Raw genomic sequence first — 25,283 nt, 5'->3', positions numbered from 1 at the left:
GGCCACCGCCGGCCGTCAACCACACCCACCACCCGCCACCCACCAGTCGGCAACCGTCAGCCGGCAACGACCAACCCCAGTCGCCGGCCGCCAACCCCAGCCGCCGGACCCAGGCTCGTCAGCCCCGCCGCGGTCCGGAGGCAGGCGGCGACGGGTCCCGCGTTCCGTCGGAGACGCCGGCTAGGGTGCCGTGGTGGACACCCAGGACGAGATGGTCGGCGAGGATTTCAGTGACGCGGTGCTGGCCCGTGCCGACTGGCGGGGACGGAGCCTGCACGGCTGCGACTTCACCGACGCCGACCTCGCAGGCATGCGGACGCACAATGTCACGTTCACCGACTGCGACTTCACCGGAGCCGACCTCAGCGGCTCCCGGCACACCGCCACCGCCTTCCGCAACTGCACCTTCGAGCGCACCGTGCTCGCGAGCGCGGTGATCGACGGCTGCACGCTGATCGGCTCGCGTTTTCGGCAGGCCAGACTTCGACCGTCGACCATCCGAGAGACCGATCTCACCCTGGTCGCCCTGCCTGCGGCCGACCTGCGGGGGCTGGACCTGTCCGGCCTGCGGATGCGGGAGGTCGATCTGTTCGAAGCCGATCTACGTCGTGCCGACCTGCGCGAGGCCGACCTCACCGGGGCACGGCTCACGGAGGCGAACCTCGAAGAGGCCGATCTTCGGGGTGCCCGGATCGACGCCAAGTCGTTTCGCCAGGTGAAGCTGTGGGGTGCGCGGGCGGATCTGGCATTGGCGATGGCCTTCTCCGCCGCGCACGGGCTCGTCATCGACGACTGACCCGTCGTCACTCCACACCGGGCGGCTCCACATCGGTCATCTCCGCTAGGGCGCCGTCCTCGATCAGGTCGGTGATCGATCGGGGCAGCACGTAGGAGACGCCGCCGCCAGGCTGTTCGAACCACGGCACCGCGATGCCGGTGAGCACCTGCAACGGCCGGAGCAGCCGATAGGTGTGATAGCCGCGCTTGATCCACTGCGGCGGCAGCGATCGCCTGCTGTACGGCGTTCCCGCGGCATAGGTCACGTTGCCGTTCGGATCGCCGAAGCGGTCGACCTCGGTCCCCGCCTGGAGCATCAGCAGCCTGCGCTCGCGGAAGAGGGTCAACGGCGGTTCGCCGGGCAGCGGACGGACCATGCTCTGCTGCTCCGCGGACTGTGCGGGCCGGGCCGCCGGTACGGGCTGGTCGGCCGAGGCCTGTCGTCGAGGCGACGTGCCGAGGTCGGCGCCCACCTCGTAGTCCTCCGGCCCACCGGGTTCGGGGGCGGACGCTCGCCTGCCGCCCTGCCTCGGCTCGTGCTCCTCGGCCGACCTCGCGTCGAAGCCGTTCGGCTGCCTCGGCTCGGGGTCGACCGCACCACGTCGGCCGGCTTGCAGCGGCGGCAGGCCTGCGTCGAGCTCCGCGGCGACGTCGGGCCGCACACCCGCGTCTCGTTCGTCCTGGTACTGGTCGTGCTGGTACCGGCCGCCGTCCTGGTACCGGTCGTCCTGGTACCGGTCTTCGTCCTGGTACTGGTCGTCCTGGTACTGGTCGCCGTGCGGCCGTTCGTCCAGGTAGGAGTCGTGCCTGCCATCCGGATCGAATCGCCGATCATGCACGTCCGGGATCGCGGCGCCGTCCGAGCCGATCACGCCGTCGTGGTGATCGTCGCCCCCATAGGAGTCCCGCTCGTACGAACCGTGGTCGTAGCCGCCCGACTGGTACTGGGCGTCCTGGTACGTGTCCTGGTGATACGGCGCGTCCTGGTAGGCGGCGGGCTGGTAGTCGTCCCGCGTGCCCGCGCTCCGCTGAGCGGGCCGGTCGTCGTCGAGTTCCGCGTCGATCTCGACGGCGTTCATCTGCCGTGTGTCGTAGCCGTGGTCGGCGGAGTCCCGCGTTCCCGCGTACTCCATTCCGGCCTGCTGGGCGTAGTCGGCCGTCCCCTGCCGGGCGTACTCGGCGGCGGGCCTGCGGTGGTCGATCACGGTGGACTGGGCGAATTCCGCGGCGGCCCTGCGCCCGTACTCGGGCTCCTCCTGCCGAGGCTGCTCGGGCTCCGGCTGTCTGCGGCGGTCGTAGCCGTCGCTCGGGTCCGCGTAGTCGGCGACCGACCGACCGTAGTCCGCGTCGTCCTGTCGGTTGTCGGCGTCCTGCCCGTCGTGTTCGGGTTCGTCCCGGTAGACCGGTCGATTCGCCTCGGATGCGGGCCGCTGCTCGTAGGGCTCGTGCTCGGCGGGGCGTTCGGCCGCGCGACGTCGGCCGCCCGGCCTGCTCGGCGCGCGAGTCTGCGCGGGCTGCTCCGGCTCGTATCCGGCGGACCGGGCGTGATGGTCGCCCGCGGCCGACTCCGCGTAGTCCGTCGCCTGCCGCTGGTCGTACTCCGGTTCGGCCTCGGCCCCCGGGGACTCGTAGGCGGCCTGCGCCGGATAGGCGTCGTTCTCGTGGTCGTCGGCGTAGGGACGGGACGGCGGGAGCACCAGCCCGCCGTTGCGGAAGAGGTCGGCGACCTCCTCATCGTCCATCGCCCTCGGCGGCCTGATGATCGGCGCCTCGGCCGCCGGAGCGGGCTCCCGGTATCCGGTTGTCTGCTCGGCAGACGAGGCGTCGGCGATGATGTCGTCGGCGTAGTCGGGCTGCGTGTAGTCCGGCCCCGTGTAGTCCGAGCCCGCATAGTCAGAGCCGGAGTGATCCGAGCCCACGTAGTGCGGCTCCGGGCGATCCGACCCTGTGTAGTCCGGCTCGGCGTACTCGGCCTCGGCGAATGCCCGGTCCTCGCGGGAACGGCTCGCGGGCTGCTCCTCCGGCGCAGGCGAGTAGGCCGCATCGGACGGGTGCATCATCAGCAGCGCGCCCAGCAGGTACGCGCAGGCCTGATTGGACTGATCGAAGCTGATCTCGTCGTAGCGTTCGCCGTGCTCCGACCAGAAGACCGACCAGTTCCGGCCTTCTCTCAGCAGACACCAGACGTCGTCCTCGGTGCCGCCGATGCGGTAGGCCGACTCGTCGACGCCGAGGTCGGCGAGCCGCTCGCGGAGTTGTTCCAGGCTGGCCTGGTCCACCTCCTCGGTGGCCTCGGCGATGTCATCCCGACCGAGACGACCCTCGTCCGGATAGTCGGCGTAGCGACTGCTCGCGTTCGGCCGGCCGTCGTGGTCCTCGACGGCCGGGTCTCCTGCCGGGCCGGGTCGACCGTCGACGTGGTCGTCGGAGTATCGGTCGTGGTCGTCGGAGTACCCGCGCTCCCCGGCGTAGCCCTGGTCCGCCGAGTAGTCCGACTCTCCCGAGAGGCCCCGTTCGTCGGGGTAGTCCTGTTCCGTCGGGTAGCCCCGGCCTGCGGCGTAGCCGCGCTCTTCCGGATAGCCCTGTGCTTCGGGATAGCCCCGCTCGACAGGGTGATCCTGTTCCGCGGCGTAACCGGTCTCACCGTGCTGACCGAGATCGTCTGCGGCGGTGCGACCGGGACGGAGACCTCGGCCGTCGTGCGGGTCTCGAACGTCCGCCTCTCGCACGCCTGCCGCGTCGCCGATCGCAGTCCCGAAGCGGCCCTCCTCGGCGGACGTGTCCTGGTATCCGGGCCCGTCCTGGTAACCGGGCTCCTCCGGATATCCGGCTTCCTCCTGGTAGCCGGGCTGCTCGCGGTACCCCTCGTCGTAGTAGCCGTCGGAGTACGCCTGCCGGTCGTCGACGACGCCGAGGTCCTCGTGCACGTGGTCCTGCGACGGCGGGCAGCCCGCCCTGCCCTGCCGCGCGGACGCCTCGACGTCGGTGGATGCCCGGCCGGGCTCGTCGTCGAGGTCGACGGCGGCGGGAAGCACGCCCGTCACGTCGCTCGCCAGCGAGTCGTAGGGGTCCTCGACGTCCGGCTGCGGTACGGCGGCGGAGGCCTGCACGGCCGTGCCGTTCTGCCGCTCGCCGCGCGGGTCGGGGAGCACCTGATACAGCAGGTCCGTCGCGGCGTCCCGGGTCTCCTGGTGGACGCCGGGCAGCCGGAACTCCTGGGCCCTGATGTGCTCCACCAGTTCCGGCATCGGCGGGACGCCGTGTCTTGCCAGGTGGTATCCGACGGCGGCAGGCCAGATCCAGAATCCGTCCGTGTGCCAGCTGATCGGGACCGACGGCCTGCCCTCGCTCACGAACGGATCGGCGGCGAGGCCCTGCGAGGACAGCACGACGGGGGCGGTCCGCAGATAGCCGACGAGCTTCTCCCGCTCGCCCGGATCGACCGACGGCCGGTTGATCAGCGGCCTGCCGTCCTCACGGGTGCCGTCGAAGACCCTCGCGAGCTGGAAGTCGGGCGCGGCCTGCTGGTCGACGTCGTCATCGTCGGTGTAGTCGTAGTCGTTCTCGTCCAGATAGGACTCGGGCTGCGGCGGGAAGTCGCCGTCGAACTCCGGTGAGTACTGCTGCGCGGGATAGGACTCCTGGCCCGCGCCGTCGAAGCGGTCGGGGTGGAAGTCCGCGTCCTCGCCGGTCGCCCGGTCGAATTCGGCGCCGTTCGCGCCCGCGCCGCCGTGCCCGGGCACGGGGCCGTCCGAGGGCATCTCCGGCAGATAGTCCGTGTGCGCCTCGTCGTCGTGTCCCTGCCGTCGGATCGAGGGATCGGGTCGGGACGGCGTGGCGAACTGATCCTCCGGGAAGCCGCCCTCGCCCCGGTCGAAGTCGGCGGGCTGCCGCTCCGGCCTGCCCATCGCGTGCCAGAACCACGGGGGGATGCGCTTCTCCGGCCGGGGGTACCGGCTCAGCTCCTCCTCGAAGGCGGTCGGCGGCAGCGGCGGCTCCCACGGGACCTGCTTGTCGAGGTTGACGTCGATCCGGTAGTTCGACGGGCGCTCCACCACGTACAGCGCCGAGAGCCAGGTGCCCTTCTCGGGGTCGTACATGTTCTGGCGCAGTCGCTCGAAGAGCGGCCCACAGTCGGCGGGGGGCTCCCACGGGGACGACGAGCCGTCCTCGCTGATCACCTTGCCCACCGAGTCGGTGAAGCCGCCCATGGCTCGGTACTCCACACGGATCTGCTGCCACCCTGGCGGTGCGGCCTGCAGCAACGCCATGCCGATGTCACGAGCGAGTACTGCCTGATCTTCCGGACTGTTCGCCGTCGGACGGGACATGACCACATCCTCTCTGACGGACGTTGGATCGTGGGGACGGGGCGCGGGAAAACCGGTACCAGACACTACGCGGTGGAGATGCCGTCGAGCCGACGAACGCGCTGACTACGGGCGGTATCGCGCTGCTCACGGAGCCAGGGCGGCGTGTGTTCTTCCGACCTCGGGAAACGCTGGAGATCGAGGAGATAAGCCGAAGGGGGGATGGGGGTCCGCCAGGAAGGCGCGGAATTGTAATCAAACTCCATTGTGCAATTACCTGATCGGTTGATCACACAACTTGCCGTGAACCATGTTCCCTCCTTTGCCCGTCTCATCCCCTCCCGCAGGTGATCAAACAACATGACGCACTCGATCGGGTGATCCCAACGGATGACCTCGCCCGTGGTGGCGGTGGCCTCCAGGTCGGCTTCGCCGATCTCCACCGTGGCACGGTAGTGGAGTCTGATCTCCTGCCAGTCGGGTGGTGCCGACGCACGCAGCGCCCGGCCGATCTCCCGGACGATCTCCGCGTGTTCCGCGGAGTGCGACGTGGTGTTGGTGCGGTGTTCGGTCATGTCGTCCCCTCCTCGTCAGGGAGTGACGGTCGTCCGTGATCGAGCCTACGTGCCGGAGGTGAACCTCCGCCCGGCCGAGAACGTGAACAGCGCCGTCAATCGATCGGAAGTGTCGGCATGGACGGGCAGACTGTGCTGGTGTTCACGCCCTACCGTCTGCTCGCCTCCGTCGGGCGCCTGCCGACACTGCTCTTCTGGTCCCTGTTCGGGCGGCTGCACACCACCGCGACCGCGCTCGCGTTGACCTTCCTGGTGACCGACTGGACCGGTTCGTACACCCTCGCCGGGGTGGTCGCGGCCTCGTTGACCATCGGAACCGGCATCGCCGGCCCGCTGCGCGGCCGCGCGGCCGACCGGAAGTCGGTGACGAGACTGCTGGTGGTGACGGGGGTCTGCTACGGCGGCGGCCTCTTCCTGCTGGCGGCGCTGCCGGGCGGCCTGTGGCTCGCGGCGCCGGTGATCGCCTTCCTGACCGGACTGTCGATGCCGCCGGTCAGCCAGGTGAGCCGGTCGGTGTGGGCGAAGGTCGAGCCGGAGCCTGCGAGGAACGCCACCTACGCCGTCGAGGCGACGCTGACGGAGCTGCTGTTCATGGTCGGGCCGATGCTGGCCTCGCTGGCCGTGGCCTTCGTCAGCCCGCCTGCCGCCGTGGTGCTGTGCGGGCTGTTCGCGGTCACCGGCGCACTCGGCTTCGCCGCCGCCCTCGCGCGCTCCGAGCTGCGGCCGATGCCCGCGGAACACGAGCCGGCGCAGTCCCCCGAGACCGACCCGGCCGCCGAGACCGACACCAATGCCGACGCCGCCGCGACCGCCGCAGGCGCGACCGCGCGGGTCGCCGACGCCGCGGCCGGGCCGGGCGCCACGGCCGTCGCAGGCCCGTCGACGGTCCTGCGCACGGAGTTCGTGCTGCGTGCGCCGGGCGTGCTGCCCACCATCGTCATGGCGATGATGATCGTCGCCGCGCTGATCGCCGTGGACCTGGTCGTCATCGCCTGGGCCAGGGAACGGGGGACTCCCGAGCTGGCGGGGATCCTCGTCGCGGTGTGGGCGGCGGGCTCACTGGTGGGCGGCCTGATCGCCGGCGGGCTGCGCCGCAGGCCGAATCTTGTGCTGCGCATGGCACTGGTGACCCTCGGACTCAGCGCACTCATCCCCGTGCTCCCGCCGGTCTCGCCGGAGCCCTCGGTCTGGCTGGTCGGGCTCGTCCTCGCCGCGGGCGGCGCCGCGATCGCCCCGGCCTTCGGCGCCGCCAACAGCAGGCTCGGCGAACTCGCTCCCACGAACCGGCGGGCCGAGGCCTTCGGCTGGCTGGCCTCCGCCTCCACCGCGGGCTCCGCGCTGGCCGCCACCCTCATCGGCTGGGTGCTCGACGTCGGCTCGCTCGGCATGGCGGCGGGGGCGTCCTCGGTCTTCGGGGTCCTGGCGGTGTTAGTCGCGTTACAGATCCCGGCCAGGCCTGCTGCGTCGCCGTCCGGGGCGCAGGATGTCGTGACGTGACCGGACAGCGGAACCAGCCCGCCCCACCGCGGGGTCCCGACGAGCTAGCGAGCATCGCGGCCCGGCCCATGGCGGCCGTTCCCGCGTTGATCGCCGCCGTGGTCTCGGGCGGGGCCGTCGCGGCGCAGACGCGGATCAACGGCGAACTGGCCGACCGCGTCGGCAGCGGCTTCACCGCGGCCCTCATCTCCTTCGGCGTCGGCCTGGTCTTCGTCGGGCTCCTGGTCCTCGTGCTGCCGTCCGGGCGGCGGGGCATGCGTCGGATCGCCGCCGCGCTGCGTGCCCGCGACGAGTCGGCGGGACCCGTGCTCCGGCCCTGGCAGTGCCTCGGCGGTGCCTGCGGCGCGTTCCTCGTCCTCAGTCAGGGGCTCACGGCCGCCGCGATCGGCGTGTCCATGTTCACCGTCGCCGTGGTGGGCGGTCAGGTGGCCAGCGGCCTGCTGGTGGACCGGTTCGGCATCGGCCCCGGCGGGGTGCGTGCCATCACGAACCTGCGAATCGCCGGTGCCGTGGTCGCGGTGCTCGCCGTGCTGATCGCGGTGTCCGGCCGCATCGGTGATCCGCGGACGCTGATCCTCGCGGTGCTGCCCGCGCTGGCGGGTGTGGGCATCGCCTGGCAGCAGGCCGTGAACGGCCGGGTGCGCGCCGCGGCGGGCGCGTCGATGCCCGCGACGCTGGTGAACTTCGCGGTGGGCACGGTGATCCTGATCGTGGCCTTCCTGATCTCGACGCTCATCACGGGGCTGCCCGCCGAGCTGCCCCGCGAGCCGTGGCTGTATCTGGGCGGACTGATCGGCGTGCTGTTCATCGCCCTCGGCGCGATGGTGGTGGCCAGGATCGGCGTGCTGCTGCTCGGGCTGAGCTCCATCGCGGGCCAGCTCATCGGCGCCGTCCTGCTGGACCTCCTCGTGCCGTCCTCCGCAGCCGAGTTGACGGCGAGCACGCTGGTGGGAAGCGGACTGACCCTGGTGGCCGTGGTGCTCGCGATGCTGCCCGGCCGCCGACGCGCCTGACGGCCCGTCTGGGACGATGACATCCGTGACCGCGACCATTCTTGACGGCAAGGCCACCCGAGACGCGATCTACGACGACCTCCGCACGAGGGTCGCCGCGCTGGGTGACGCGGGCGTGCGACCTGGACTGGGCACCGTGCTCGTCGGCGCGGACCCCGGATCGGCGGCCTACGTCCGCGGCAAGCACCGAGACTGCGCGAAGGTGGGCATCACCTCGCTGCGTCGCGATCTGCCGGACGACGCGACGCAGGAGCAGGTCGCGGCGGCGATCGACGAGTTGAACGCCGACCCGGCCTGCCACGGCTACATCGTCCAGCTGCCGCTGCCGCGCGGCCTGGACACCGGCGCGCTGCTCGAACGCATGGACCCGAGCAAGGACGCCGACGGTCTGCACCCGGTGAACCTGGGCAGGCTCGTGCTCGGCGAGCAGGGCCCGCTGCCGTGCACGCCGCGCGGCATCGTCGAGCTGCTGCGCCGCTACGAGGTCGCCATCGACGGGGCCGAGGTGGTGGTGGTCGGACGAGGCGTCACCGTCGGCCGCCCGCTCGGCCTGCTGCTCACCCGGCGCAGCGAGAACGCGACCGTGACCCTGTGTCACACCGGGACGAAGGACCTGGCCGCACAGGTGCGGCGCGCCGACATCGTGGTCGCGGCGGCGGGCAGGCCGAGCCTGATCACCGCCGACATGGTCAAGCCCGGCGCGGCCGTCCTCGACGTCGGGATCACGCGCACCGAGCAGGGCCTGGTGGGAGACGTCGCGCCGGCGGCCCGCGAGGTCGCGGGCTTCGTGGCCCCGATGCCCGGCGGTGTCGGCCCGATGACCAGGGCGATGCTGCTGACCAATGTGGTCGAGGCCGCCGAGCGGGCGGTGCGTTCGGCGTGAACAGCCGAGGACGCGATCACGTCGGCACCTCCCAGCTCTCCTTCCTCCTGGTGCTGGCGATCGTCGTGTTCGGCTTCGTCCGCGTGACGATGGGCTACTGGCGGGAGGGCGCGGCGCTGGTCGGCTTCGCCCTCCTGCTCGCTGCGGGCCTGCGAGTCCTGCTGTCGGACGAGCAGGCCGGACTGCTGAAGATCCGAGGCTCCGGTGTCGACATGCTCTGCTACGGCGTGCTGGGCAGCCTGGTGCTATTCGTGGCGCTGACCATCGAGGGTGGTCCCTTCGGCTGACCTGCGTCGCCGGGGCGGCGTGCCGGGAGCGGGCTGCTCACGGGAGGCCGCGGCCATCATCATCCGCAGGATGGGGCTGTCGGAGCCGAGCCACGCGGAGCGCCGTTCCAGGTAGACCTGGCGCAGTCCGGGCACGTGTTCGACGGTCCTGGTCGGGGAGAAGCCCTTGCGTTCGTACAGGGCCAGGACCGGGGCGTTGGCCTCGGCGACGGTGACCATCGTCCGTCGTGGACGCTCGACGGCCTCCAGCGTGTCGAGGAGCGCTGTCGCGTAGCCCCGGCGGAAGGCGCTCGGTGAGACGACCAGCCTGCGGATGTCGAGTGTGCCGTCGAACGGGCGCGTCCAGGACACCGCCGCCGCGAGTCCGTCCTCGTTGTAAAGGCCGAGGAAGCTCTCCCCGCTGTTCTGGAGTTCCTCCAGCGTCTCGGTGCGCTGGGGGATGGCCTCGAAGCCGATCAGCTCGGCCTCGACCTGGTACGCGGCGCGCTGAATCTCGAGGATCGCCTGTGCCGTCTCGACATCGGCGAGGGTGAGAGCCCGGATGGACATCTTCGGAGGGTGCTTCGGCTGAGTCGTCTCCACGCGCGACACGGTAAACGTTCGCCCGTTCGGATGTCAGGCTCGGTCTGTCGTGACAGGGAGCCGTCACGGTCCTACTGCTGAGTCCCGAGTGGAGTGAGCTGGGCCATTCAGGTGATCTGGGTGTCGCGGAGTGGTGGTGTTGCCCGACGAGACCGACTCGCTCCGTGATCCGCAGGGGTCGTGAGCGTGGTTCGGGTCGGCGTCCTCGTGCCGCCGCCGGGACGACCGTCGCAGGTCAGCACGGCGATTCGGGCGACTGCGGCGGGATGGCTCGATCCGGTCGACTTCGGGGGTCGCCGCTCGATCGGTCGTACGCCTGCGATCGGCGACGGCTGCGGGCGGCCGCGCGGCGCGCCCCGCCCGCCCCCGACGGCGGCCGGGTCCGGCGACACGCAGGCGGCCTCGCGAGCCGTGCCGACGACGCCGACCGCGCCGGGAGAGAGCCTGCTCACCAGATGCGGTCGGGGAGCAGGCCGCCTTGATAACCTCGCCGCGTCGGGCAGCCGCCCGACGAAGCGGTCCCGGTGCCGTGGCCGTCGCCGACAGGTGATCTCCACGCTCCTGCCTTCTCCAGACCTTCGCCGCGCCCAGGACCATTCCGCCTGTGATCAGGGAGGACCCGTCCAGTGGCACGTTCCGGCAAGGTCGCCGTCGTCGGCGCCGGTTTCTACGGTTCGACCACCGCTCAGCGGCTGGCCGAGTACGACATCTTCGAGACCGTGGTGTTGACCGACATCATCGACGGAAAGGCCGAGGGGCTGGCTCTCGACCTGAACCAGTCGCGCCCGGTCGAGGGCTTCGAGACCACGGTCGTCGGCAAGACCACCGGCCTCGACGGCTCGGGCTACGAGGTCCTGGCGGGCTCCGAGATCGTCGTCATCACCGCGGGCCTGCCGCGCAAGCCCGGCATGAGCCGGATGGATCTCATCGAGACCAACGCGAAGATCGTTCGTCAGGTCGCGGAGAACGTCGCGAAGCACGCGCCCGAGGCCGTGGTCATCGTGGTGTCCAACCCGCTGGACGAGATGACCGCGCTCGCGCAGCTGGCGACGGGCTTCCCGAAGAACCGCGTTCTCGGCCAGGCGGGCATCCTGGACACCGCCCGCTTCACCAACTCGGTGGCCGAGGCGCTGTCGGTGCCCGTCTCGTCGGTCACCACGCTGACGCTCGGCTCGCACGGCGACACGATGGTCCCGGTGCCCTCGGCCTCGTCGGTGGACGGCAAGCCCCTGTCCGAGGTGCTGCCCGCCGAGAAGATCGACGAGCTGGTCACGCGCACCCGCAACGGCGGCGCCGAGGTCGTGGCGCTGCTGAAGACGGGTTCCGCGTACTACGCGCCGTCCGCGGCGGCCGCCCGGATGGCCAAGGCCGTGCATGAGGACGCGGGCACGGTGCTGCCGGTCTGCGCGTGGGTCGACGGCGAGTACGGCATCTCCGGCGTCTACCTGGGCGTCACGGCGGAGCTGGGGCGTGAGGGCATCCGCAAGGTCGTCGAGCGCGACCTCACCGACGCGGAGCTGACCGAGCTCAAGGCCGCCGCCGAGGCCGTCCGCGCGAAGCAGGCCGACGTCCAGAGCCTCTGAGCCCGCGGGGCCGTCTTCGGCCGCGCTCGGTACCGGAGGACCACGGCATGGCGCCGCCCGGATCGCCTCAGGCGATCCGGGCGGCACCGTCTCCGGGCAGCCGCCGCCTCCGTGGCACCGTCTCCCGCCGAGCGCCGTGCGGGACTGCCGGCCCCTGTGCCCGCCGCCTCCGAGACCGCTGTCCTTGCCACCGCTGCTGTCTCCCGGGCGGGCCCGACTGCCTGCGGGGCGCATCCCGGGACGAGTCGGAGCCGCATCGGAGCGCCAGCACGCTGCCCGGTGCATCGACGATCCGCGGCGGCCTCGGATCGTCGCGCCGGTCAGCCCCGACTCGCTCGAAGCCATTCCGCTCGGACCTGCCTCGGTCGGCGTCGCGACCCGCGGCGCGTCCGTTCTCGCGGCCTCGTTCGTCGGCCCGGCCGTGCGGTTCAGGCGGGCGTCGAGCCGCGCTGCTCGATCTCGCAGTCCGGCCCGGGGTACACGAGTGCCTCCGTGCCGTCCGGGTAGACCACCAGGTACGGCGGCTCGCCGTTCGAGCCGCGTACCTCTCGGATCTCGGCGAACCGGTCCGGCTGTCCGACGACCCGGCCGTGCAGATGAATCTGATCTCCGACTGCGGCGTGCATCGGCCTCACCTCCAACCCCTGGCTTATCCACCCGGCGCGTGGGGAAAACCTCTGGACGTGCCGATCGGTCCGGCCGCGCCCGGCCGGTCGTGCTCGACCACGTCGGTGCCGCCGGCTACGGTGCGCGGGTGGCCCCCGGGGAGAAGTCTGGTGTGAACAGGTCCATCGTGAACGAGTCCGGCAGGCAGGAGTCCGGCAGGCAGGAGTCCGGCACAGCGGAGCCGGGTACGGAGAGGTCGGGCGCGGAACGGCGGTCGGGCGGTCGTGCAGGCGGCTCGGCGCTGATCGACTGGCCGATACCGGAGCCCGCGTTGCCCGCGGCGGTGCACCCGGTGCTGGCCGACGCCGCTCGTGCGGCCTCGGCGGCCTACGGAGCGGCCCGACGGCGGCACACCCGTGCGGAGCTGGGCACCGAGGTCGCCATGGGCGCCGACGGCACCCCGACGATGCTCCTCGACCGGCTGGTGGAGGAAGCGGTGGCCGACGTCGCCCACAGACACGGCGTCAATCTCCTCAGCGAGGAGGCGGGATTCGTCGACAACTCCTCGGCGGTGACCATGGTGGTCGATCCGGTCGACGGTTCGAGCAATGCGGCCACCGGGGTCCCGTTGTCCTGTTTCGCGGGCGTCCTGGCGATCGATGGTGTCGGAACCGAGGCGGTGACCACGTGGCTGGACACCGGCCGAGCCTGGCACGCCGTGGCGGGCACGCCCACGCCCTTCCGGACCACCGGACGGACCAGCCTCACCGGGGCCGAGGTGTGTCTGCTGCGTCCCAGGCCCGAGACCGTGCGGACCTGGCAGCGGGTGGCGCTGCGGGCGGGCCGGGTCCGGGTGCTGTCCACGACCTGCCTGGAGGCGGTGCTGGTCGCCGAGGGGTCGATCGACGCCTTCGCCGATGTCGGCGCGGGGGTGCATCGGATCATGGACCTGGCCGCCGCGATGGTGATCGTGCCCGCCGCGGGCGGGGTGGTCGTCGATGCCCTCGGCAGACCGCTGGAGCTGAATCCGGACCTGAGCCTGCGCTGGTCGGGAATCGTCGCCGCGACGGAGGAGCTGGCGGGGGAGCTGATCGACGAGATCGGGGCGGCTGACACGACGGACTGACACCGGTGGTCGTGGCCCACGCCGGGGCCGAGGGCCGCCGGGCCGGGTCCCGTCGCCGGAGACGCCCATGCCCTGCCGGGGCAGGCCCGCTGCCAAGACGAGCGGTCGGGACGAGCTCCCCGCCGGGACCGGTCGACGGCGCCGTCCGAGTCCGCGCGGGCATCCGGGGGAACCCGGCGGCGTCCAGCGGAAGCGGCGGCATGCGGCGCACCCAGACCGATCGTCGATGAGTCTGAGACGGGGCCGGTCATCGATCTGCGAGTGGTCGGCGGGGCCGGTGAGCGTCGTGGCCGCTCGGTGGGCCGAGGCACGGCTCGGCGACGTCACTTGTCAGCGGGCCGGGCGACGGCGCGCACCCGTCGCCGGTCCGGCGGCACGCGGCGCGCCGGGCCCGAACCGCCCGAGACGGCGTCACCCGGCCTGGTCTCCTCAGGTGCAGATCTCCTGAAGCTCGGCCAGCCGGTCGGCCTGCTGCTGCGCCCAGCCCTCGACGTCTTCGGCGCTGATCTCCGTGTTCGCCACCGACTCCAGCGATGCGGCCATGTCCCGGAGACCCTGGGCGACGTCGGCGTCGGTGGTCTCGGTGGCGAGGCGCTCCAGCTCGTCGATCCGGTCCCGAGCGGCCTGGGCGGCCTCCTCGGCGGTCGGCACCTGCGGATTGAAGTCGGCGAGCCCGAGTGCCTCGGCGCAGACCTGTACCCGGTTCAGACCCTCACCCGCCTGGCCGAGTTCGTCACGGAGGTTCTCCGCCTCCGAGCACCCGGCGAGAAGCACGCACAGCGACGCCCCTGCCAGGGCGACACGCAGGGTGGATGGTCGAGTGGCCATCGTCGATCAGCTCCTCGCGGCAAGGGTGGGGATACCGGTCCATGCTACGGAGATGATCTTCCCGATGGGGATCACCCGATCGTGGAAAGCCGAGCCGGGCAGGCGGATCAGGAGATGAGACCGATCTCGGCCAGCCAGGGCGCGGCGCCGACCCGGTAGGCGACCACGGCCGAGAAGATCACCGCGGCCCCGGTCAGCAACGGCAGGAGGACCTTCATCTCGACCTTGCCGCCCGTGCTCATCCGCATGGCCTCAGGTGGGCGGATCGGATACCAGGTCTTGCCCGCGATCGGGATCGGCCAGAGCATCGAGCAGCCCTGCGAGGTGATCGCGTCGCCGAGGAAGTGGGCGACGCAGCCGATGATCACCGCGATGCCGAAGATCGCGGCGTTGTGCTCCTCGCCCCCGGCCCACCAGGTGCAGAGGACGGTCAGGACCAGCGAGGCACCCGCGATCAGCATCGCGTCGCGTTTGGGGCACCACTTGTGCATGATCCCGCGGATGGCCAGGCCCGCGTAGAAGAACATCACGACCGCCGTCGCGGTGCCGTTGCTGGCCTGCACGATCGCGGTGACGGCGAGGCCCATCAGCAGCGCGAAGACGATGGTGTGGGTGAATCCCCGGTGGCCGCCGTCGCGGTCGGAGTCCTTCTTCGTCCTGGTGAGCTTGTAGATGAAGGAGCTGAACGTCACGGCCGCCTTCGACAGCCCCTGGCTGATGGCGCCGAAGGTGCGGGTGACGGTGGAGCTGGGGTGATCGATGTCGGGCAGCAGCGCGGCTCCGGAGGCCAGCGTCGCGCCGATCACCCAGCTCTGCGGGGAGAGCTGTCCGACGGTTCCATCGCTGGCTAACGCGGTGACGGCGGCCCAGGCCGCCAGCCCACTGATCGCATGTGTCGGCCCTGTAGCCATACCGCCCCTCCAAGATCACTCGGAAGGAGGGTAGACCTTGCAAATCCGTGGGATGTGAGTGATCCCAAGTAGTTACCAGTACGCTTGTACCGCTTGCGTCCTCGCACGGATCGGGAGAGGAGTGCCCGCGATCATGGGCAAGATCAAGGTACAGGGCAAGGTCGTCGAGCTCGACGGCGACGAGATGACCAGGATCATCTGGCAGTTCATCAAGGACCGGCTGGTCCACCCCTATCTCGATGTGGACCTGGAGTACTACGACCTCGGCATCGAGAGCCGCGACGCCACGGACGACCAGATCACCATCGACGCGGCCAACGCGATCGCGAAGCACGGCGTCGGCGTGAAGTGCGCCACCATCACGCCGGACGAGGCCAGGGTCGAGGAGTTCGGCCTCAAGAAGATGTGGCGCAGCCCCAACGGCACCATCCGCAACATCCTCGGCGGCGTCGTCTTCCGCGAGCCGATCATCATCGAGAACATCCCTCGGCTCGTGCCCGGCTGGACCAAGCCGATCATCATCGGCAGGCACGCGCACGGTGACCAGTACAAGGCCAGCGACTTCAAGGTCCCCGGCCCGGGCACCGTGACGATCAGCTACACGCCTGCCGACGGCAGCGAGCCGCTGGAGCTGGAGGTCGCGCAGTTCCCCGAGGGCGGCGGCGTCGCCATCGGCATGTACAACTACCGGAAGTCGATCGAGGACTTCGCTCGGGCGTCGCTGGCCTACGGTCTCCAGCGCGGTTACCCGGTCTACATGTCCACCAAGAACACCATCCTCAAGGCCTACGACGGCATGTTCAAGGACGTGTTCGAGGAGATCTTCGAGAAGGAGTTCAAGGCCGAGTTCGACAAGCAGGGGCTCACCTACGAGCACCGGCTGATCGACGACATGGTCGCGGCCGCGCTCAAGTGGGAGGGCGGCTACGTCTGGGCCTGCAAGAACTACGACGGTGACGTGCAGTCCGACACCGTGGCGCAGGGCTTCGGCTCGCTGGGCCTGATGACCTCGGTGCTGATGACTCCGGACGGCCGCACGGTCGAGGCCGAGGCCGCGCACGGCACGGTCACCCGGCACTACCGGCAGCACCAGCAGGGCAGGCCGACGTCGACCAACCCGATCGCGTCGATCTTCGCGTGGAGCCGGGGTCTGGCGCACCGGGGCAAGCTCGACTCGACCCCCGAGGTGATCGGGTTCGCCCAGAGCCTGGAGCAGGTCGTCATCGAGACCGTCGAGAGCGGCAAGATGACCAAGGACCTCGCCCTGTTGGTCGGCAAGGACCAGGCCTTCCAGACCACCGAGGAGTTCCTCGCGAGCCTGGACGAGAATCTGGCGAAGAAGCTGGCCTAGGCCCACCGCCTGGCCGCGATCCTGTCGAGGGGCGCCCCGACGTCTGGCGGACGTCGGGGGCTCCTCGGCTGTTCTCGGGCGCGTCGGCCCCGAGACCTCGATCGACGCTGGGGGAGACGATGAGTGCGACGGTGCGGATCACCGATCCGAGAGGCCGAGAGTGGACGGTGCGCCGGATGCTCGGCGGCTGGCAGCCGGTGATCCGGCCCGTCGCCATCGCGGGCGCGCGGTTCGGAGGCGGCGGGGACCGCGTCGCGCCGCGAGAGGACTACCGCCGACGTCGGGACCGGCGTCGGGAGCGGCGCGAGCGCCGTCGAGGCGCGGGCGAGACGATCCTGGCAGGCGTCGGCACCGTGCTGCTGCTGCCCTTCCTGCTGGTCGCGGCCTGGATCGTCGAGTTCGTGTACGGCCTCGGTCTCCTGCTGCGGTTCCTCTTATGGCTCTGCTGCATGCCGCTCTATCTGGCCGAACGGCTGCTGCTGCTGATCACCATTCCGCTGTTTCAGGCGGCTCGACATCTCGGCTGGGCGCGATGGCCGGTCGAGATCGCGCACGTGGCGTCCCGCGACACCCGAGGACGGCGGTTCCGGGGTCGCTTCGACCGGGAGCGCTTCGTCCTGCGCACCCACGCCGACGTGGAGCTGTTCTTCCAGACCGTCGTTCCCGGCCTCGCCGAGGGATACGGGCTGCCCGCCGGGGCGGTCCGTGCGCGCCTGTCGGAGCGGTTCGCGTCGCGCTGAGCCCCACCGATCTCGCCCAGGCGCCGCCACGGCCACGCTGATGACTCGTCGTCGGCGTCCCGGCCCACGCCTCCCCCACATTGAGGTCGTTTGTCACCTGGCCGGGTGGTCTCGGGCGCTTCGGTTCTTCGTCTCCGCCCCTGCCGTTCTATATCTGGACTCGATTTCGGGATTACCAGGCGAGGCACGGACCGGGGGTGGACGGCGGATGCCGAAGCGAACTCTGATCATCATCGCGGCGGCGGTGATCGGCCTCGCCTATCTGGTCGACCGCCAGGAGCCGTCCGAGGCGGACGACGCGCCGAGAGCGCCCCTGTTCGGCACCCCGTGCGACTTCGAGGTGATCGATGCCGCGGTCCCGGTGCACGCGGGCCCCGCCGCGAATCACCCCGTGATCGGCGAACTCACGTCGGGGATGGTGATCGGCGCCCACCAGGTCGAGCAGGAGGGCTACCGGCAGCTGGGCAGGGACCGCTGGGTGCCCGCGGGCGCGCTTCGGCACATCTCTGGTGAACTCTGCCGCTGAGCCGTCCGCCGCCGAGGATCATCGGCACCGACCACGCGGATCGCCTGCCTTGTCGGGGGAGCGGCCGTGCGGATCAGCGGAACCAGCGGGAGTACCGGACGGTGACCGGGCCGTACTTGTTGGCGCCGGTGATCGCGACGTGCAGCGTCCGACCGGTGCGGACGGACGGGACCTTCAGCGACTGCCAGCCCCACCGGGAATGGAAGCCGTCCAGGTCGGCGGTCGCCTCCGCCGGAAGGATCACCTCGACACCGCCGTACTTGACGTCCAGCACCAGCTCGACCTCCGGGGTCGGGATGGTCGCCGCCGTCAGGTCGAGCTTGACCGAGCCGTACTTCGACTCGACGATCAGCCGCGCGGGCACCAGCCAGCTCCCGGTCCGTTCCAGCCCCATCGCGCTCGCCTGAAGACGGACCTCGGCGGGGCCCGTGACGTTCGGAGCGAGCGAGGCGGGCTGCGGGCGGGCGGGCAGTGCCTGACCCGCGACGGCGGGCGACCCGGCCGTGGGAGGCAGATCGGCGACGAGCGGCGTCAGCTCGTCGATCGTCTTGGCGGCGTAGGCGCGGGCAAGCCGCTCGTCGAGCTCGCCGACGTCGAGCCTGCCCTCCGCGAAGGCCTGTTGAAGGCGAACGGCGAAGGTCTCCCGCTCCGCGTTGGACGCGCGGATCGAGATGGGCTGACCCGCGTTCCCCGTTGCACTGCCTTCGGCGTTCGCATCCATGAGGGCAAGGGTAACGCCGGACCGCCCGTTCGAGTGAGCGAACCGACGCCGTCTCGACCACCGATGCCGTCGGTGACTTCGAGGCCGGACCTCGAGCCCGACTCCGACGGCGAGTGCTGTGAGAGCGACGACACAGCGCGGCCCGAGGGGGACCCCTGACCGGCGCGGTTAGGCTCGGGCCGTGCTCACCGTCTCCACCGTGAACGTCAACGGCCTGCGGGCCGCAGCGAAGAAGGGCTACGTCGAGTGGCTCGCCGCGACCTCGGCGGACGTGGTCTGTCTCCAGGAGGTCCGGGCAGAACCGGCGCAGCTGCCCGCCGCGCTGCGCGAGCCCGCGGGCTGGCACATCGTGTCGGCACCCAGCTCGCTCAAGGGCCGGGCAGGCGTCGCACTGCTGACCCGGGTGGAGCCGACGGCGGTGCGGGTGGGCTTCGGCGTCGAGGAGTTCGAGCAGTCCGGCCGGTACGTCGAGGTGGAACTGCCCGGGCTGGTCGTCGGCAGCCTCTACCTGCCCAGCGGGGACGTCGGCACCGAGCGGCAGGCGGAGAAGGAGCGCTTCATGGCGGCGTTCCTGCCTTATCTCGTCGAACTGCGGGCCAAGGCCGCCGCCGACGACCGTGAGGTGCTGATCTGCGGCGACTGGAACATCGCCCATCAGCGGATAGACCTGAAGAACTGGCGGGGCAACCAGAAGGAGGCGGGCTTCCTGCCGGAGGAGCGGGCCTGGCTCAGCCGGGTGTACGACGAGGCCGGTTACGTCGATGTGATGCGTGCCCTGCATCCGGAGGGCCCCGGGCCGTACTCCTGGTGGTCTTATCGGGGTCGGGCGTTCGACAACGACAGCGGCTGGCGGATCGACCTGGCGTGCGCGACGCCCGAGCTGGCTGCGACCGCGGTGTCGGCGGTGGTGGAGCGGGCGGAGACTCATGAGCAGCGCTGGTCGGACCACGCCCCGGTCACGGTCGTGTTCGACCGGTAGCGCGCCGGACATCGAGCCGGGGACGGTCGACCATGCGGCCCGAGCAGGCCGCGCCGCCGTCTCCCGTACCGTCGGAGCGCGCGGTGGTCGAGTCCTGCCCGCGGTCGCCGCGACGGGAGGCGCTGCGCGGCGGTTCGATCGGCCGCTATTCGACTGGTTTCGTTCTCGGCATCGGCTGCACGCTCATCCGTCGAAGACCGGATCGGAACACCGCCACCTCGTCCGGCGCTATCCGGTGCGCCACCATGCTCCACGGGACCTTGCCGCCGGTCGGCGAGAGTCGCATCCAGGCGAAATACTCGGTCGCCCCGACCGAATCGACCTCTGGATCGGCCGGCACAACCTCGTCGGGTTGTTCGTCGGCATCGCGATCGGGCGGCGAGGCCACCGTGTGAACGGGCCGCACGGACCGTTTTCCGATCAGTTCCGCCACGTCGACATCGACGCCTTCGGCGAGGAGTACCGTCTCTTCTCCGGTGCCGCCTCCGGTGGGAACGGCGATGTACACGTCGACCGGTGCGGGCATCGCGAACCTCTCTGCCTGACGACGCCGACGGCGCGGCGCACGCGGATCATGGCGGATCGTGTCGAGGTCCTCGGCGCCGGGGTGGTCGGTGTTGTCGAGGGTGAGCGCCGACCCGCCTCGGCTCGGTGCGGAGATCACCATGACGAGGATGTGCTCGGTATCTTGCCCACCATTCTCGAATCACGTGAATAGAGGACTTCGGGTTCGATGCGATCCGCCGAATGGTCTCAGGTCGCGGCAGGACGATGAAATCGTCGGCTACCGGAGGCGGCGTCGCGGTGGCGGTGGTGTCGGAGATAACCCGCTTGACCGGATTCGGCCTGCCCGGAATGATCTGGCGAGGTCGACATCCTCCGGCCGGCTGCCGCAGGCGGGAAATTCCGCCTGTACCGCCGCCGGAATTGTCAGTCCGGTCCGGTACAACTGTCTTCGCCGGTCGGCCGACAGGTGTACGACGCAATAGTTCGCCTTTTCCGTTCTCCCATCCGTCTCGTGGATCGATGGCGGGTCGCCGTGCGTTCTCGCCTGCGGCCTGTGTCGAGGCGCGGGCACCTCAAGGAGTGAATCAGTGAAGAACATCGCGCGACGCGCGGTTCGCGCCCTAGTCCTGGCGGCGACGGCGGTCATGCTCATGAGCACGGTTCCCGCCTCGGCGCAGGACGAGCCTGCGTTCGGCGACAAGGGTGCGGTCACGTTGAACGACGTCACCGCCGACGAGGTGGTCACCGCCGACGAGGTCGCCACGATGAGCGGCCCGTCGCCGCAGTACACCGTGCTGGTCCCGAAGCACACCGACCCCTGGTGGACGGGGAACTACGACGTCTCACGCTGCGCCGACCTGGCCAACGGCTCCACGGCCAACAACGCGCCGGTGATCCTGTGGAACTGCGCCGGGACGAACAACCAGCAGTGGTCCGAGATCGCCGTCGTCGACCCGGGCTATGTCGGCGCGTCCTACATGTTCGTGAACCGCCGGACCGGCAAGTGCATGGACCTCGCGGGCAGCTCCACGGCCAACGGGGCCCGTGTCATCCAGTACAACTGCCACAACGGCTGGAACCAGCAGTGGGAGGCGATCGAGGTCGGCGACTACCTGTACCAGTTCCGCAACCGGCGCACCGGCAAGTGCCTCGACGTCGCCAACGGCTCGACGGCCAACGGCTCGGCGCTGGTCCAGTGGACCTGCCACGGCGGGGCCAACCAGCAGTGGACCAGCTACATCGCCTGATGACGCGGCTCCGGCCGTGACGGCCGCGTCGGCGCGGGCCGCCGAGCGGCGTCCGGCCGGCTGATCGACGACGTGGCCTGCCCGCATCATGCGGGCAGGCCACGTGCGTCTCGCGGGTGGTCCCGTCGAACGTGGACGTCGCGGCGCTCCGCGTGACGGCCGGCGATCCCGAACGGGTCAGGCCGACGCCGTCGGGTGGTCTCGGGGCGGCCGGTGAGGTGGCCGCCGCTTCCGCAGGCCGGTCGGGCGGCCGGGCCCGCCGCGTCGGGTATGCCCGGGCGTCTGGAGACGGGCCGGCCGGGGACGAGCCTGCCGAGCCCGGTCGGCCGGAAGTCGGCGCGCCGCGCGCCGCCCGGCACGGCGCCGCACCGTCGGTCTGCCCCGCCCGGGCACCGAGGGCAAGGCGTCGCGGCGGGCGGACCCGCCGTCGGGTCGAACCGCCTCGCGGCGCATCCCGATGTGCCGATCACTGCCCGGGAACACCGCAAACGGTCACTATCCGCGAGCGATTCGCGGCCGATCTTCACCCACGGTGTGATTGAGCCGTGATGGGATACGTGATCGCGGCGCTGGGGTGTCGATGTTCCCGGGGTGCCTGCGTAGGCGGTGATGATGCCCACTAACCTATGCCCGTGCCGTCGCGGGTTCCCCGGTTCGGCTCCGAGGATGAAGCACGGAGGGTAGGTTTTTCCTACTCCGTTTCGACGTGATCATCCATTCGAGTGGCTTCGAGTGTGTCGGCGTAGGCCAACAGGGGCGTACCCGAGCGGCAACGGTTCAGGAGGCATCTTCGTGAGCACGGCGCGTGCGGTCTCGCGGACGGCGACGACACTGATCGCGACCCTCGGCCTCACGCTCTGCGCGGTCGGCGCGGCGAGCGCCGCCCCCGCCGCCGAAGACGCCGCCGCGGTGCCGGTGCAGGAGGCGTCCCTGAACCTCGGCATGGCCTACGGCGGGCCGGTCGGTCTCGTCACGGTCGCGTTGGGCCTCGGCGGCCTGATCGTCGGTGTGCTGCGCCGCAGGAGGGTCAGCCGCAAGCAGAGCTGACGTCCCGCCCGCCGGTCGGCCGGGTCGGCCCGGATTCTCGACCGCCCCTGCGGGCCCCGGGGTCTCTCGGGGCGCCCGGCGGCAGGCCGGGGCGGCAACCCGCCACACGTCCGGCAGGCACGACCCGCCGCGGTCAGACTGATCGGATGAACACCGCTGCGTCTCCGAGCCCGTCGGCGTCGGCATCCGAAGCCGAGCAGGACGATTCACGGCTTGCCCGACTACGGCGGCGACACCCGTGGGTCGATCACCTGCTGTGCGCGGTCGGCCGCTACCAGGACCGTCATGGAGACCACTACGCGGCGGCGATCACCTACTTCAGCGTCCTGGCACTGGTGCCGATCCTGATGGTCGCCTTCGCCGCGGCAGGCTTCGTGCTGTTCAACGACGCCGAGCTGCTGGGCAGGCTGGAGGACTCGATCGCCGGGGCGCTCCCCGGCGGTCTCGGCGAACTCGTCGGGACCACCATCGACCGCGCCGTCGAACAGCGTCAGGTCGTCGGCGCCCTCGGTCTCCTGACAGCGCTGTACTCGGGCCTGGGCTGGATGGCGAACCTGCGGGCCGCCATCACGGCACAGTGGAACGACACCAGGCAGGCGCCCGCACTGCACCGCAGACTGCTCGGCGACCTGGTCTCGCTGGCGGGCCTCGGCCTGGCGCTGCTGCTCTCCTTCGGACTCACCGCGCTCGGCGGCGGATTCGCCCACGGCGTCCTCGATCTGCTGGGCGTCGAACGGAGTCCGCTCGCCACCGTGCTGCTCATCGTGGTCGGCTCCGTGCTGGCGTTGACCGCGAACGGACTGGTCTTCCTGTGGGTGCTCGTCCGTCTGCCGCGCCGGACCGTGTCGGTGCGGGGCGCCTGGAAGGCGGCGCTGCTCGCCGCGATCGGCTTCGAACTCCTGAAGCGGGTCGGCGCCTTCTATCTGACGCTGATCGGCGACTCGCCCGCGGGCGTCGCCTTCGGATCGGTGATCGGCCTGCTGGTGTTCGTCAACCTGGTGTCCCGATTCCTGCTCCTGGTCACGGCCTGGACGGCGACGGCGCCGGAGAACCGGGACCGACGGCCGACGAGTCCGCCCGCGCCCGCGGTGATCAGCCCCGCCGTGACCGTGCACGCCGGGCCGGGTCCGCGTTCGGCGGCGATGCTCGTCGGGGCGGGCGCGGTGACGGCGATGGTGACCACGCGGCTGCTGCGCGGTCGCTGCGCCCCGACCCGGAGCAGACCTCGACGTTGACCCGTCCGCCGGAGGGGGCCCGGCCGTGTCATCCGTCGGTACGGCGAACGGCCCCCGCGAACCGTTCATCGGTTCCGCAGGGGCCGTCCGAGAGCGACCGAGACCGCTGCCCTCAGGCGCGGCCGTCCTTCGGCCACAGCCAGTCCTCGGTGGCGCGTTGCGCCTCCTCCTGCTCCTTGGCCGCTCGGCGTGCGGCCGCGACCTTGCGGGCCCGCCGGTCCCGCAGCGTCAGGAAGGCGAAGAAGAGGATCGCCGCGCCCGCGAGCCCGGTGAGGGGCAGCCCGATGGTGCCGAACATGGAGGCGTCGGGGGCGGCCTGTGCCGCGGCCTCCTCCGTGCCCGTCTCGCCGTCGTCGCCCGCGCCCGGCGTGGCGCCGCCGGGCTCCTCGTCGCCTGCCTGCTCGGAACCCGCGGCGTCGTCGGTCTCCTCGGGGCCGTCGGCGATGACGAGACTGCCGACCGGGTCCGTCTCGCCCGCGAAGGAGAAGCCGTAGTCCAGCAGCGTCGCGGCCTGCTGTGCGATGCCGGTCTCCCCGGTGGCACGCAGCAGCGAGACGACCAGCCTGCGGCCGTCCCGCTCGGCGGCGCCCACGAAGGTGAAGAGGGACTCCTCCGTGCTGCCGCCCAGGCCGCCGAGCGTGCCGTCGTAGGCGCCCAGCAGCTCGCTGGCGTTGATCACCACGCCGCCGGGGACGCCAGGGAGGTCGAGCTGTGCGTTGCGTGCCGCCTCGGCGAACTCCGGTTCCTGAAGCGCGGTGCGGAAGAACAGCGCCGCGTCGAAGGCGGAGATGCTGGCGTCGGGGTGGTGCAGGCCGGACTCGGTGCCCGCGCGGGTGTCGAGGGCGCCGACCTCCTGGGCCACGCCGTTCATCGCACCGAGCGCCTCTCCGCCGCCGCCCAGCTGACGGGACAGGGCGTGCGCCGCGTCGTTGCCGGAGCCCATCACGAGGGCCTGCACCAGCTGTCGGACGGTGTACTCCGTGCCGGGGGCGAGGTTGACCTTGACGCCGACCTGGTCGATGTCCTCCTGGGTGGCCACGACCATGTCGTCGAGGTTCAGCTCTCGAAGCGCCGTCAGCGCGGTGAGGACCTTGATCGTCGTCGCGGGGTAGTGCCTGGCGTGCGGGTCGCGGGCCGCGAGCACCGCGCCGGTGTCCAGGTCGGCGATCACCCACGCTTCGGCGGTCACACCGGGGGGAGGCGCCTCGACGTTCTCGGGCAGCACGTCGCCGCACTCGCCGAGACGAGTTCCGCCGGGCGGGGACTCCGGCACCGGCAGCGGCGCGGCGGTCTCACCGCCCGATGGCGGTGGTGCCTCGCGATAGGGGCAGTCCTGCCCCTGCGCGGGTAGTGGATGCCATTGCCCAGGAACGGCGGCGTGACCGACGCCCACCCCTGAAAGGATGACACCCAGAGCGGTGGTGAGAGCGACCGTGAATCGACGGACCGACACAGACACGAGCCTCAGGCTAGCCACCCCGCCGCGAGCGTCCTCATCCGACACCACCGGGAACCTCCGAGATCCTCATGTCGACACAGAACGAATGCCCGGCCGGTCTCTCGCGAGCCGGGCGTGGATCGATCACTCCGGGCAGCCGCGGCCTCGGTCGCGTGCGTCCGCGGACGAGCGGGCACGCTCGACGGCCGACGCTGGATGGCGAACCGACCGGGGCTTCCCGCGCGGCCGCCGTGCCACACCGCGTCATCGACCACACAGGTGATCTACGGATACGTGATCGGACAGGGGGCGAGCGGTGTCACGGTTCGCCGTGACGCCGCGCCGGCTCCGTCGCCGACACGGCCATCGTGGCCCGAGCCGACGGGGTCCGCGCGATCGACGTCCGCACCGCATGCCTTCGGGCGACACCGACACCGCCGCCGTGTCGCGGACCGTATGCGGCGTGTCGCGTCGAACGGCTCATGGCCGACCGGTCCGGCCGGACCGCGCTCGA

General features: G+C 71.2%; 23 protein-coding genes. 14 read left to right on the top strand and 9 right to left on the bottom strand.

The genetic code is table 11. The features are described 5' to 3' along the window. The first annotated feature begins 193 nt into the window (after positions 1–193). Positions 194–796: a pentapeptide repeat-containing protein gene (locus tag AHOG_RS25625; protein ID WP_311770202.1), complete on the top strand. Its 603-nt coding sequence runs from the start codon at positions 194–196 to the stop codon at positions 794–796. 7 nt (positions 797–803) lie between these two features. Here AHOG_RS25625 and AHOG_RS28930 read toward each other — a convergent pair whose 3' ends face one another. Together AHOG_RS28930 and AHOG_RS25615 are read right to left on the bottom strand one after the other, a co-directional pair. Further along, a complete protein-coding gene (locus AHOG_RS28930) occupies positions 804–5,108 on the bottom strand; it encodes a glycohydrolase toxin TNT-related protein (RefSeq protein ID WP_157737041.1) in 4,305 nt (1,434 codons plus the stop codon). A 65-nt stretch (positions 5,109–5,173) separates the two neighbouring features. After that, on the bottom strand, positions 5,174–5,662 hold the full coding sequence (locus AHOG_RS25615) for a hypothetical protein (RefSeq protein ID WP_093943603.1): 489 nt from the start codon (positions 5,660–5,662) through the stop codon (positions 5,174–5,176). Positions 5,663–5,779: 117 nt separating this feature from the next. On the opposite strand from AHOG_RS25615, the gene AHOG_RS25610 reads away from it, so the two are divergent. Genes AHOG_RS25610 through AHOG_RS25595 form a run of 4 tightly spaced genes read left to right on the top strand, consistent with a single transcriptional unit; the run spans position 5,780 to position 9,342 of the window. Then, the gene (locus AHOG_RS25610; protein WP_093943602.1) at positions 5,780–7,159 is read left to right on the top strand and encodes an MFS transporter; all 1,380 of its coding nucleotides are present in this window, start codon (positions 5,780–5,782) and stop codon (positions 7,157–7,159) included. Continuing rightward, positions 7,156–8,172, top strand: coding sequence for a DMT family transporter (locus AHOG_RS25605; protein ID WP_245856443.1), 1,017 nt, complete (start codon positions 7,156–7,158; stop codon positions 8,170–8,172). The genes AHOG_RS25610 and AHOG_RS25605 overlap by 4 nt, the downstream gene beginning before the upstream one ends. Before the next feature lie 25 nt (positions 8,173–8,197). Continuing rightward, complete coding sequence (locus AHOG_RS25600; RefSeq protein ID WP_184451135.1) at positions 8,198–9,055, top strand: bifunctional methylenetetrahydrofolate dehydrogenase/methenyltetrahydrofolate cyclohydrolase; 858 nt, start codon at positions 8,198–8,200, stop codon at positions 9,053–9,055. Continuing rightward, positions 9,052–9,342, top strand: a complete 291-nt coding sequence (locus AHOG_RS25595) for a DUF3017 domain-containing protein (protein ID WP_093943599.1) — start codon at positions 9,052–9,054, stop codon at positions 9,340–9,342. The genes AHOG_RS25600 and AHOG_RS25595 overlap by 4 nt, the downstream gene beginning before the upstream one ends. Here the strand turns inward: AHOG_RS25595 and AHOG_RS25590 are convergent. After that, on the bottom strand, positions 9,301–9,891 hold the full coding sequence (locus AHOG_RS25590) for a GNAT family N-acetyltransferase (protein WP_093943598.1): 591 nt from the start codon (positions 9,889–9,891) through the stop codon (positions 9,301–9,303). The two genes, AHOG_RS25595 and AHOG_RS25590, sit on opposite strands and share 42 nt — an antisense overlap. Before the next feature lie 659 nt (positions 9,892–10,550). Here AHOG_RS25590 and AHOG_RS25585 point away from each other — a divergent pair. Beyond that, positions 10,551–11,507 (top strand): malate dehydrogenase, encoded by a 957-nt coding sequence (locus AHOG_RS25585; protein WP_093943597.1) that lies wholly within the window; start codon positions 10,551–10,553, stop codon positions 11,505–11,507. Between the two features lie 428 nt (positions 11,508–11,935). Here the strand turns inward: AHOG_RS25585 and AHOG_RS25580 are convergent, their stop codons facing one another. Beyond that, positions 11,936–12,133 (bottom strand): DUF1918 domain-containing protein, encoded by a 198-nt coding sequence (locus AHOG_RS25580; RefSeq protein ID WP_093943596.1) that lies wholly within the window; start codon positions 12,131–12,133, stop codon positions 11,936–11,938. A gap of 152 nt (positions 12,134–12,285) precedes the next feature. Here AHOG_RS25580 and AHOG_RS25575 point away from each other — a divergent pair, with 152 nt between their 5' ends. Beyond that, positions 12,286–13,239 carry an inositol monophosphatase family protein gene (locus AHOG_RS25575; RefSeq protein WP_311770203.1) on the top strand — a complete coding sequence of 318 codons (954 nt, stop codon included), beginning with the start codon at positions 12,286–12,288 and terminating at the stop codon, positions 13,237–13,239. Between the two features lie 429 nt (positions 13,240–13,668). On the opposite strand, the gene AHOG_RS25570 is transcribed toward AHOG_RS25575, so the two are convergent. Continuing rightward, positions 13,669–14,067 (bottom strand): bacteriophage spanin2 family protein, encoded by a 399-nt coding sequence (locus AHOG_RS25570; protein WP_093943595.1) that lies wholly within the window; start codon positions 14,065–14,067, stop codon positions 13,669–13,671. Positions 14,068–14,174: 107 nt separating this feature from the next. Further along, positions 14,175–14,978 (bottom strand): metal-dependent hydrolase, encoded by an 804-nt coding sequence (locus tag AHOG_RS25565; RefSeq protein WP_093943594.1) that lies wholly within the window; start codon positions 14,976–14,978, stop codon positions 14,175–14,177. 133 nt (positions 14,979–15,111) lie between these two features. Between AHOG_RS25565 and AHOG_RS25560 the strand changes: the two genes are divergently transcribed. From AHOG_RS25560 to AHOG_RS25550, 3 genes are all read left to right on the top strand, one after another. Then, a complete protein-coding gene (locus AHOG_RS25560; RefSeq protein WP_093943593.1) occupies positions 15,112–16,329 on the top strand; it encodes an NADP-dependent isocitrate dehydrogenase in 1,218 nt (405 codons plus the stop codon). A 119-nt stretch (positions 16,330–16,448) separates the two neighbouring features. Further along, positions 16,449–17,069 carry a hypothetical protein gene (locus tag AHOG_RS25555; protein ID WP_093943592.1) on the top strand — a complete coding sequence of 207 codons (621 nt, stop codon included), beginning with the start codon at positions 16,449–16,451 and terminating at the stop codon, positions 17,067–17,069. Between the two features lie 208 nt (positions 17,070–17,277). Further along, positions 17,278–17,595 (top strand): hypothetical protein, encoded by a 318-nt coding sequence (locus AHOG_RS25550; protein ID WP_093943591.1) that lies wholly within the window; start codon positions 17,278–17,280, stop codon positions 17,593–17,595. A 73-nt stretch (positions 17,596–17,668) separates the two neighbouring features. Here the strand turns inward: AHOG_RS25550 and AHOG_RS25545 are convergent, their stop codons facing one another. Next, on the bottom strand, positions 17,669–18,316 hold the full coding sequence (locus tag AHOG_RS25545; RefSeq protein WP_093943590.1) for a DUF1707 SHOCT-like domain-containing protein: 648 nt from the start codon (positions 18,314–18,316) through the stop codon (positions 17,669–17,671). Positions 18,317–18,497: 181 nt separating this feature from the next. Between AHOG_RS25545 and AHOG_RS25540 the strand changes: the two genes are divergently transcribed. Next, the gene (locus AHOG_RS25540) at positions 18,498–19,295 is read left to right on the top strand and encodes an exodeoxyribonuclease III (protein WP_093943589.1); all 798 of its coding nucleotides are present in this window, start codon (positions 18,498–18,500) and stop codon (positions 19,293–19,295) included. Between the two features lie 145 nt (positions 19,296–19,440). Here the strand turns inward: AHOG_RS25540 and AHOG_RS25535 are convergent, their stop codons facing one another. Then, positions 19,441–19,821, bottom strand: a complete 381-nt coding sequence (locus AHOG_RS25535) for a hypothetical protein (RefSeq protein ID WP_157737040.1) — start codon at positions 19,819–19,821, stop codon at positions 19,441–19,443. A 568-nt stretch (positions 19,822–20,389) separates the two neighbouring features. Here AHOG_RS25535 and AHOG_RS25530 point away from each other — a divergent pair. The 3 genes from AHOG_RS25530 to yhjD all read left to right on the top strand — a co-directional run bounded on the left by AHOG_RS25530 (position 20,390) and on the right by yhjD (position 23,331). Then, entirely contained in the window at positions 20,390–21,049 is a 660-nt protein-coding gene (locus tag AHOG_RS25530) for an RICIN domain-containing protein (protein WP_093943587.1), read from the top strand. 792 nt (positions 21,050–21,841) lie between these two features. Next, positions 21,842–22,096, top strand: a complete 255-nt coding sequence (locus AHOG_RS25520; protein WP_093943585.1) for a hypothetical protein — start codon at positions 21,842–21,844, stop codon at positions 22,094–22,096. Between the two features lie 146 nt (positions 22,097–22,242). Next, complete coding sequence (gene yhjD, locus AHOG_RS25515; RefSeq protein WP_093943584.1) at positions 22,243–23,331, top strand: inner membrane protein YhjD; 1,089 nt, start codon at positions 22,243–22,245, stop codon at positions 23,329–23,331. Positions 23,332–23,443: 112 nt separating this feature from the next. Here the strand turns inward: yhjD and AHOG_RS25510 are convergent, their stop codons facing one another. Further along, on the bottom strand, positions 23,444–24,790 hold the full coding sequence (locus tag AHOG_RS25510; protein ID WP_184451136.1) for a D-alanyl-D-alanine carboxypeptidase family protein: 1,347 nt from the start codon (positions 24,788–24,790) through the stop codon (positions 23,444–23,446). Positions 24,791–25,283 lie beyond the last annotated feature (493 nt).

It is taken from the genome of Actinoalloteichus hoggarensis (assembly GCF_002234535.1).
In the GTDB taxonomy this organism is placed as follows: domain Bacteria; phylum Actinomycetota; class Actinomycetes; order Mycobacteriales; family Pseudonocardiaceae; genus Actinoalloteichus_A; species Actinoalloteichus_A hoggarensis.
This window is presented reverse-complemented; position numbering and strand designations above follow the sequence as displayed.

Coding starts and splice junctions, on each gene's coding strand:
- AHOG_RS25590 (WP_093943598.1), bottom strand. CDS start 9,891: ATGTCCATCCGGGCTCTCACCCTCGCCGATGTCGAGACGGCACAGGCG.
- AHOG_RS25550 (WP_093943591.1), top strand. CDS start 17,278: ATGCCGAAGCGAACTCTGATCATCATCGCGGCGGCGGTGATCGGCCTC.
- AHOG_RS25570 (WP_093943595.1), bottom strand. CDS start 14,067: ATGGCCACTCGACCATCCACCCTGCGTGTCGCCCTGGCAGGGGCGTCG.
- AHOG_RS25555 (WP_093943592.1), top strand. CDS start 16,449: ATGAGTGCGACGGTGCGGATCACCGATCCGAGAGGCCGAGAGTGGACG.
- AHOG_RS25545 (WP_093943590.1), bottom strand. CDS start 18,316: ATGGATGCGAACGCCGAAGGCAGTGCAACGGGGAACGCGGGTCAGCCC.
- AHOG_RS25560 (WP_093943593.1), top strand. CDS start 15,112: ATGGGCAAGATCAAGGTACAGGGCAAGGTCGTCGAGCTCGACGGCGAC.
- AHOG_RS25580 (WP_093943596.1), bottom strand. CDS start 12,133: ATGCACGCCGCAGTCGGAGATCAGATTCATCTGCACGGCCGGGTCGTC.
- AHOG_RS25535 (WP_157737040.1), bottom strand. CDS start 19,821: ATGCCCGCACCGGTCGACGTGTACATCGCCGTTCCCACCGGAGGCGGC.
- yhjD (WP_093943584.1), top strand. CDS start 22,243: ATGAACACCGCTGCGTCTCCGAGCCCGTCGGCGTCGGCATCCGAAGCC.
- AHOG_RS25615 (WP_093943603.1), bottom strand. CDS start 5,662: ATGACCGAACACCGCACCAACACCACGTCGCACTCCGCGGAACACGCG.
- AHOG_RS25610 (WP_093943602.1), top strand. CDS start 5,780: ATGGACGGGCAGACTGTGCTGGTGTTCACGCCCTACCGTCTGCTCGCC.
- AHOG_RS28930 (WP_157737041.1), bottom strand. CDS start 5,108: ATGTCCCGTCCGACGGCGAACAGTCCGGAAGATCAGGCAGTACTCGCT.
- AHOG_RS25565 (WP_093943594.1), bottom strand. CDS start 14,978: ATGGCTACAGGGCCGACACATGCGATCAGTGGGCTGGCGGCCTGGGCC.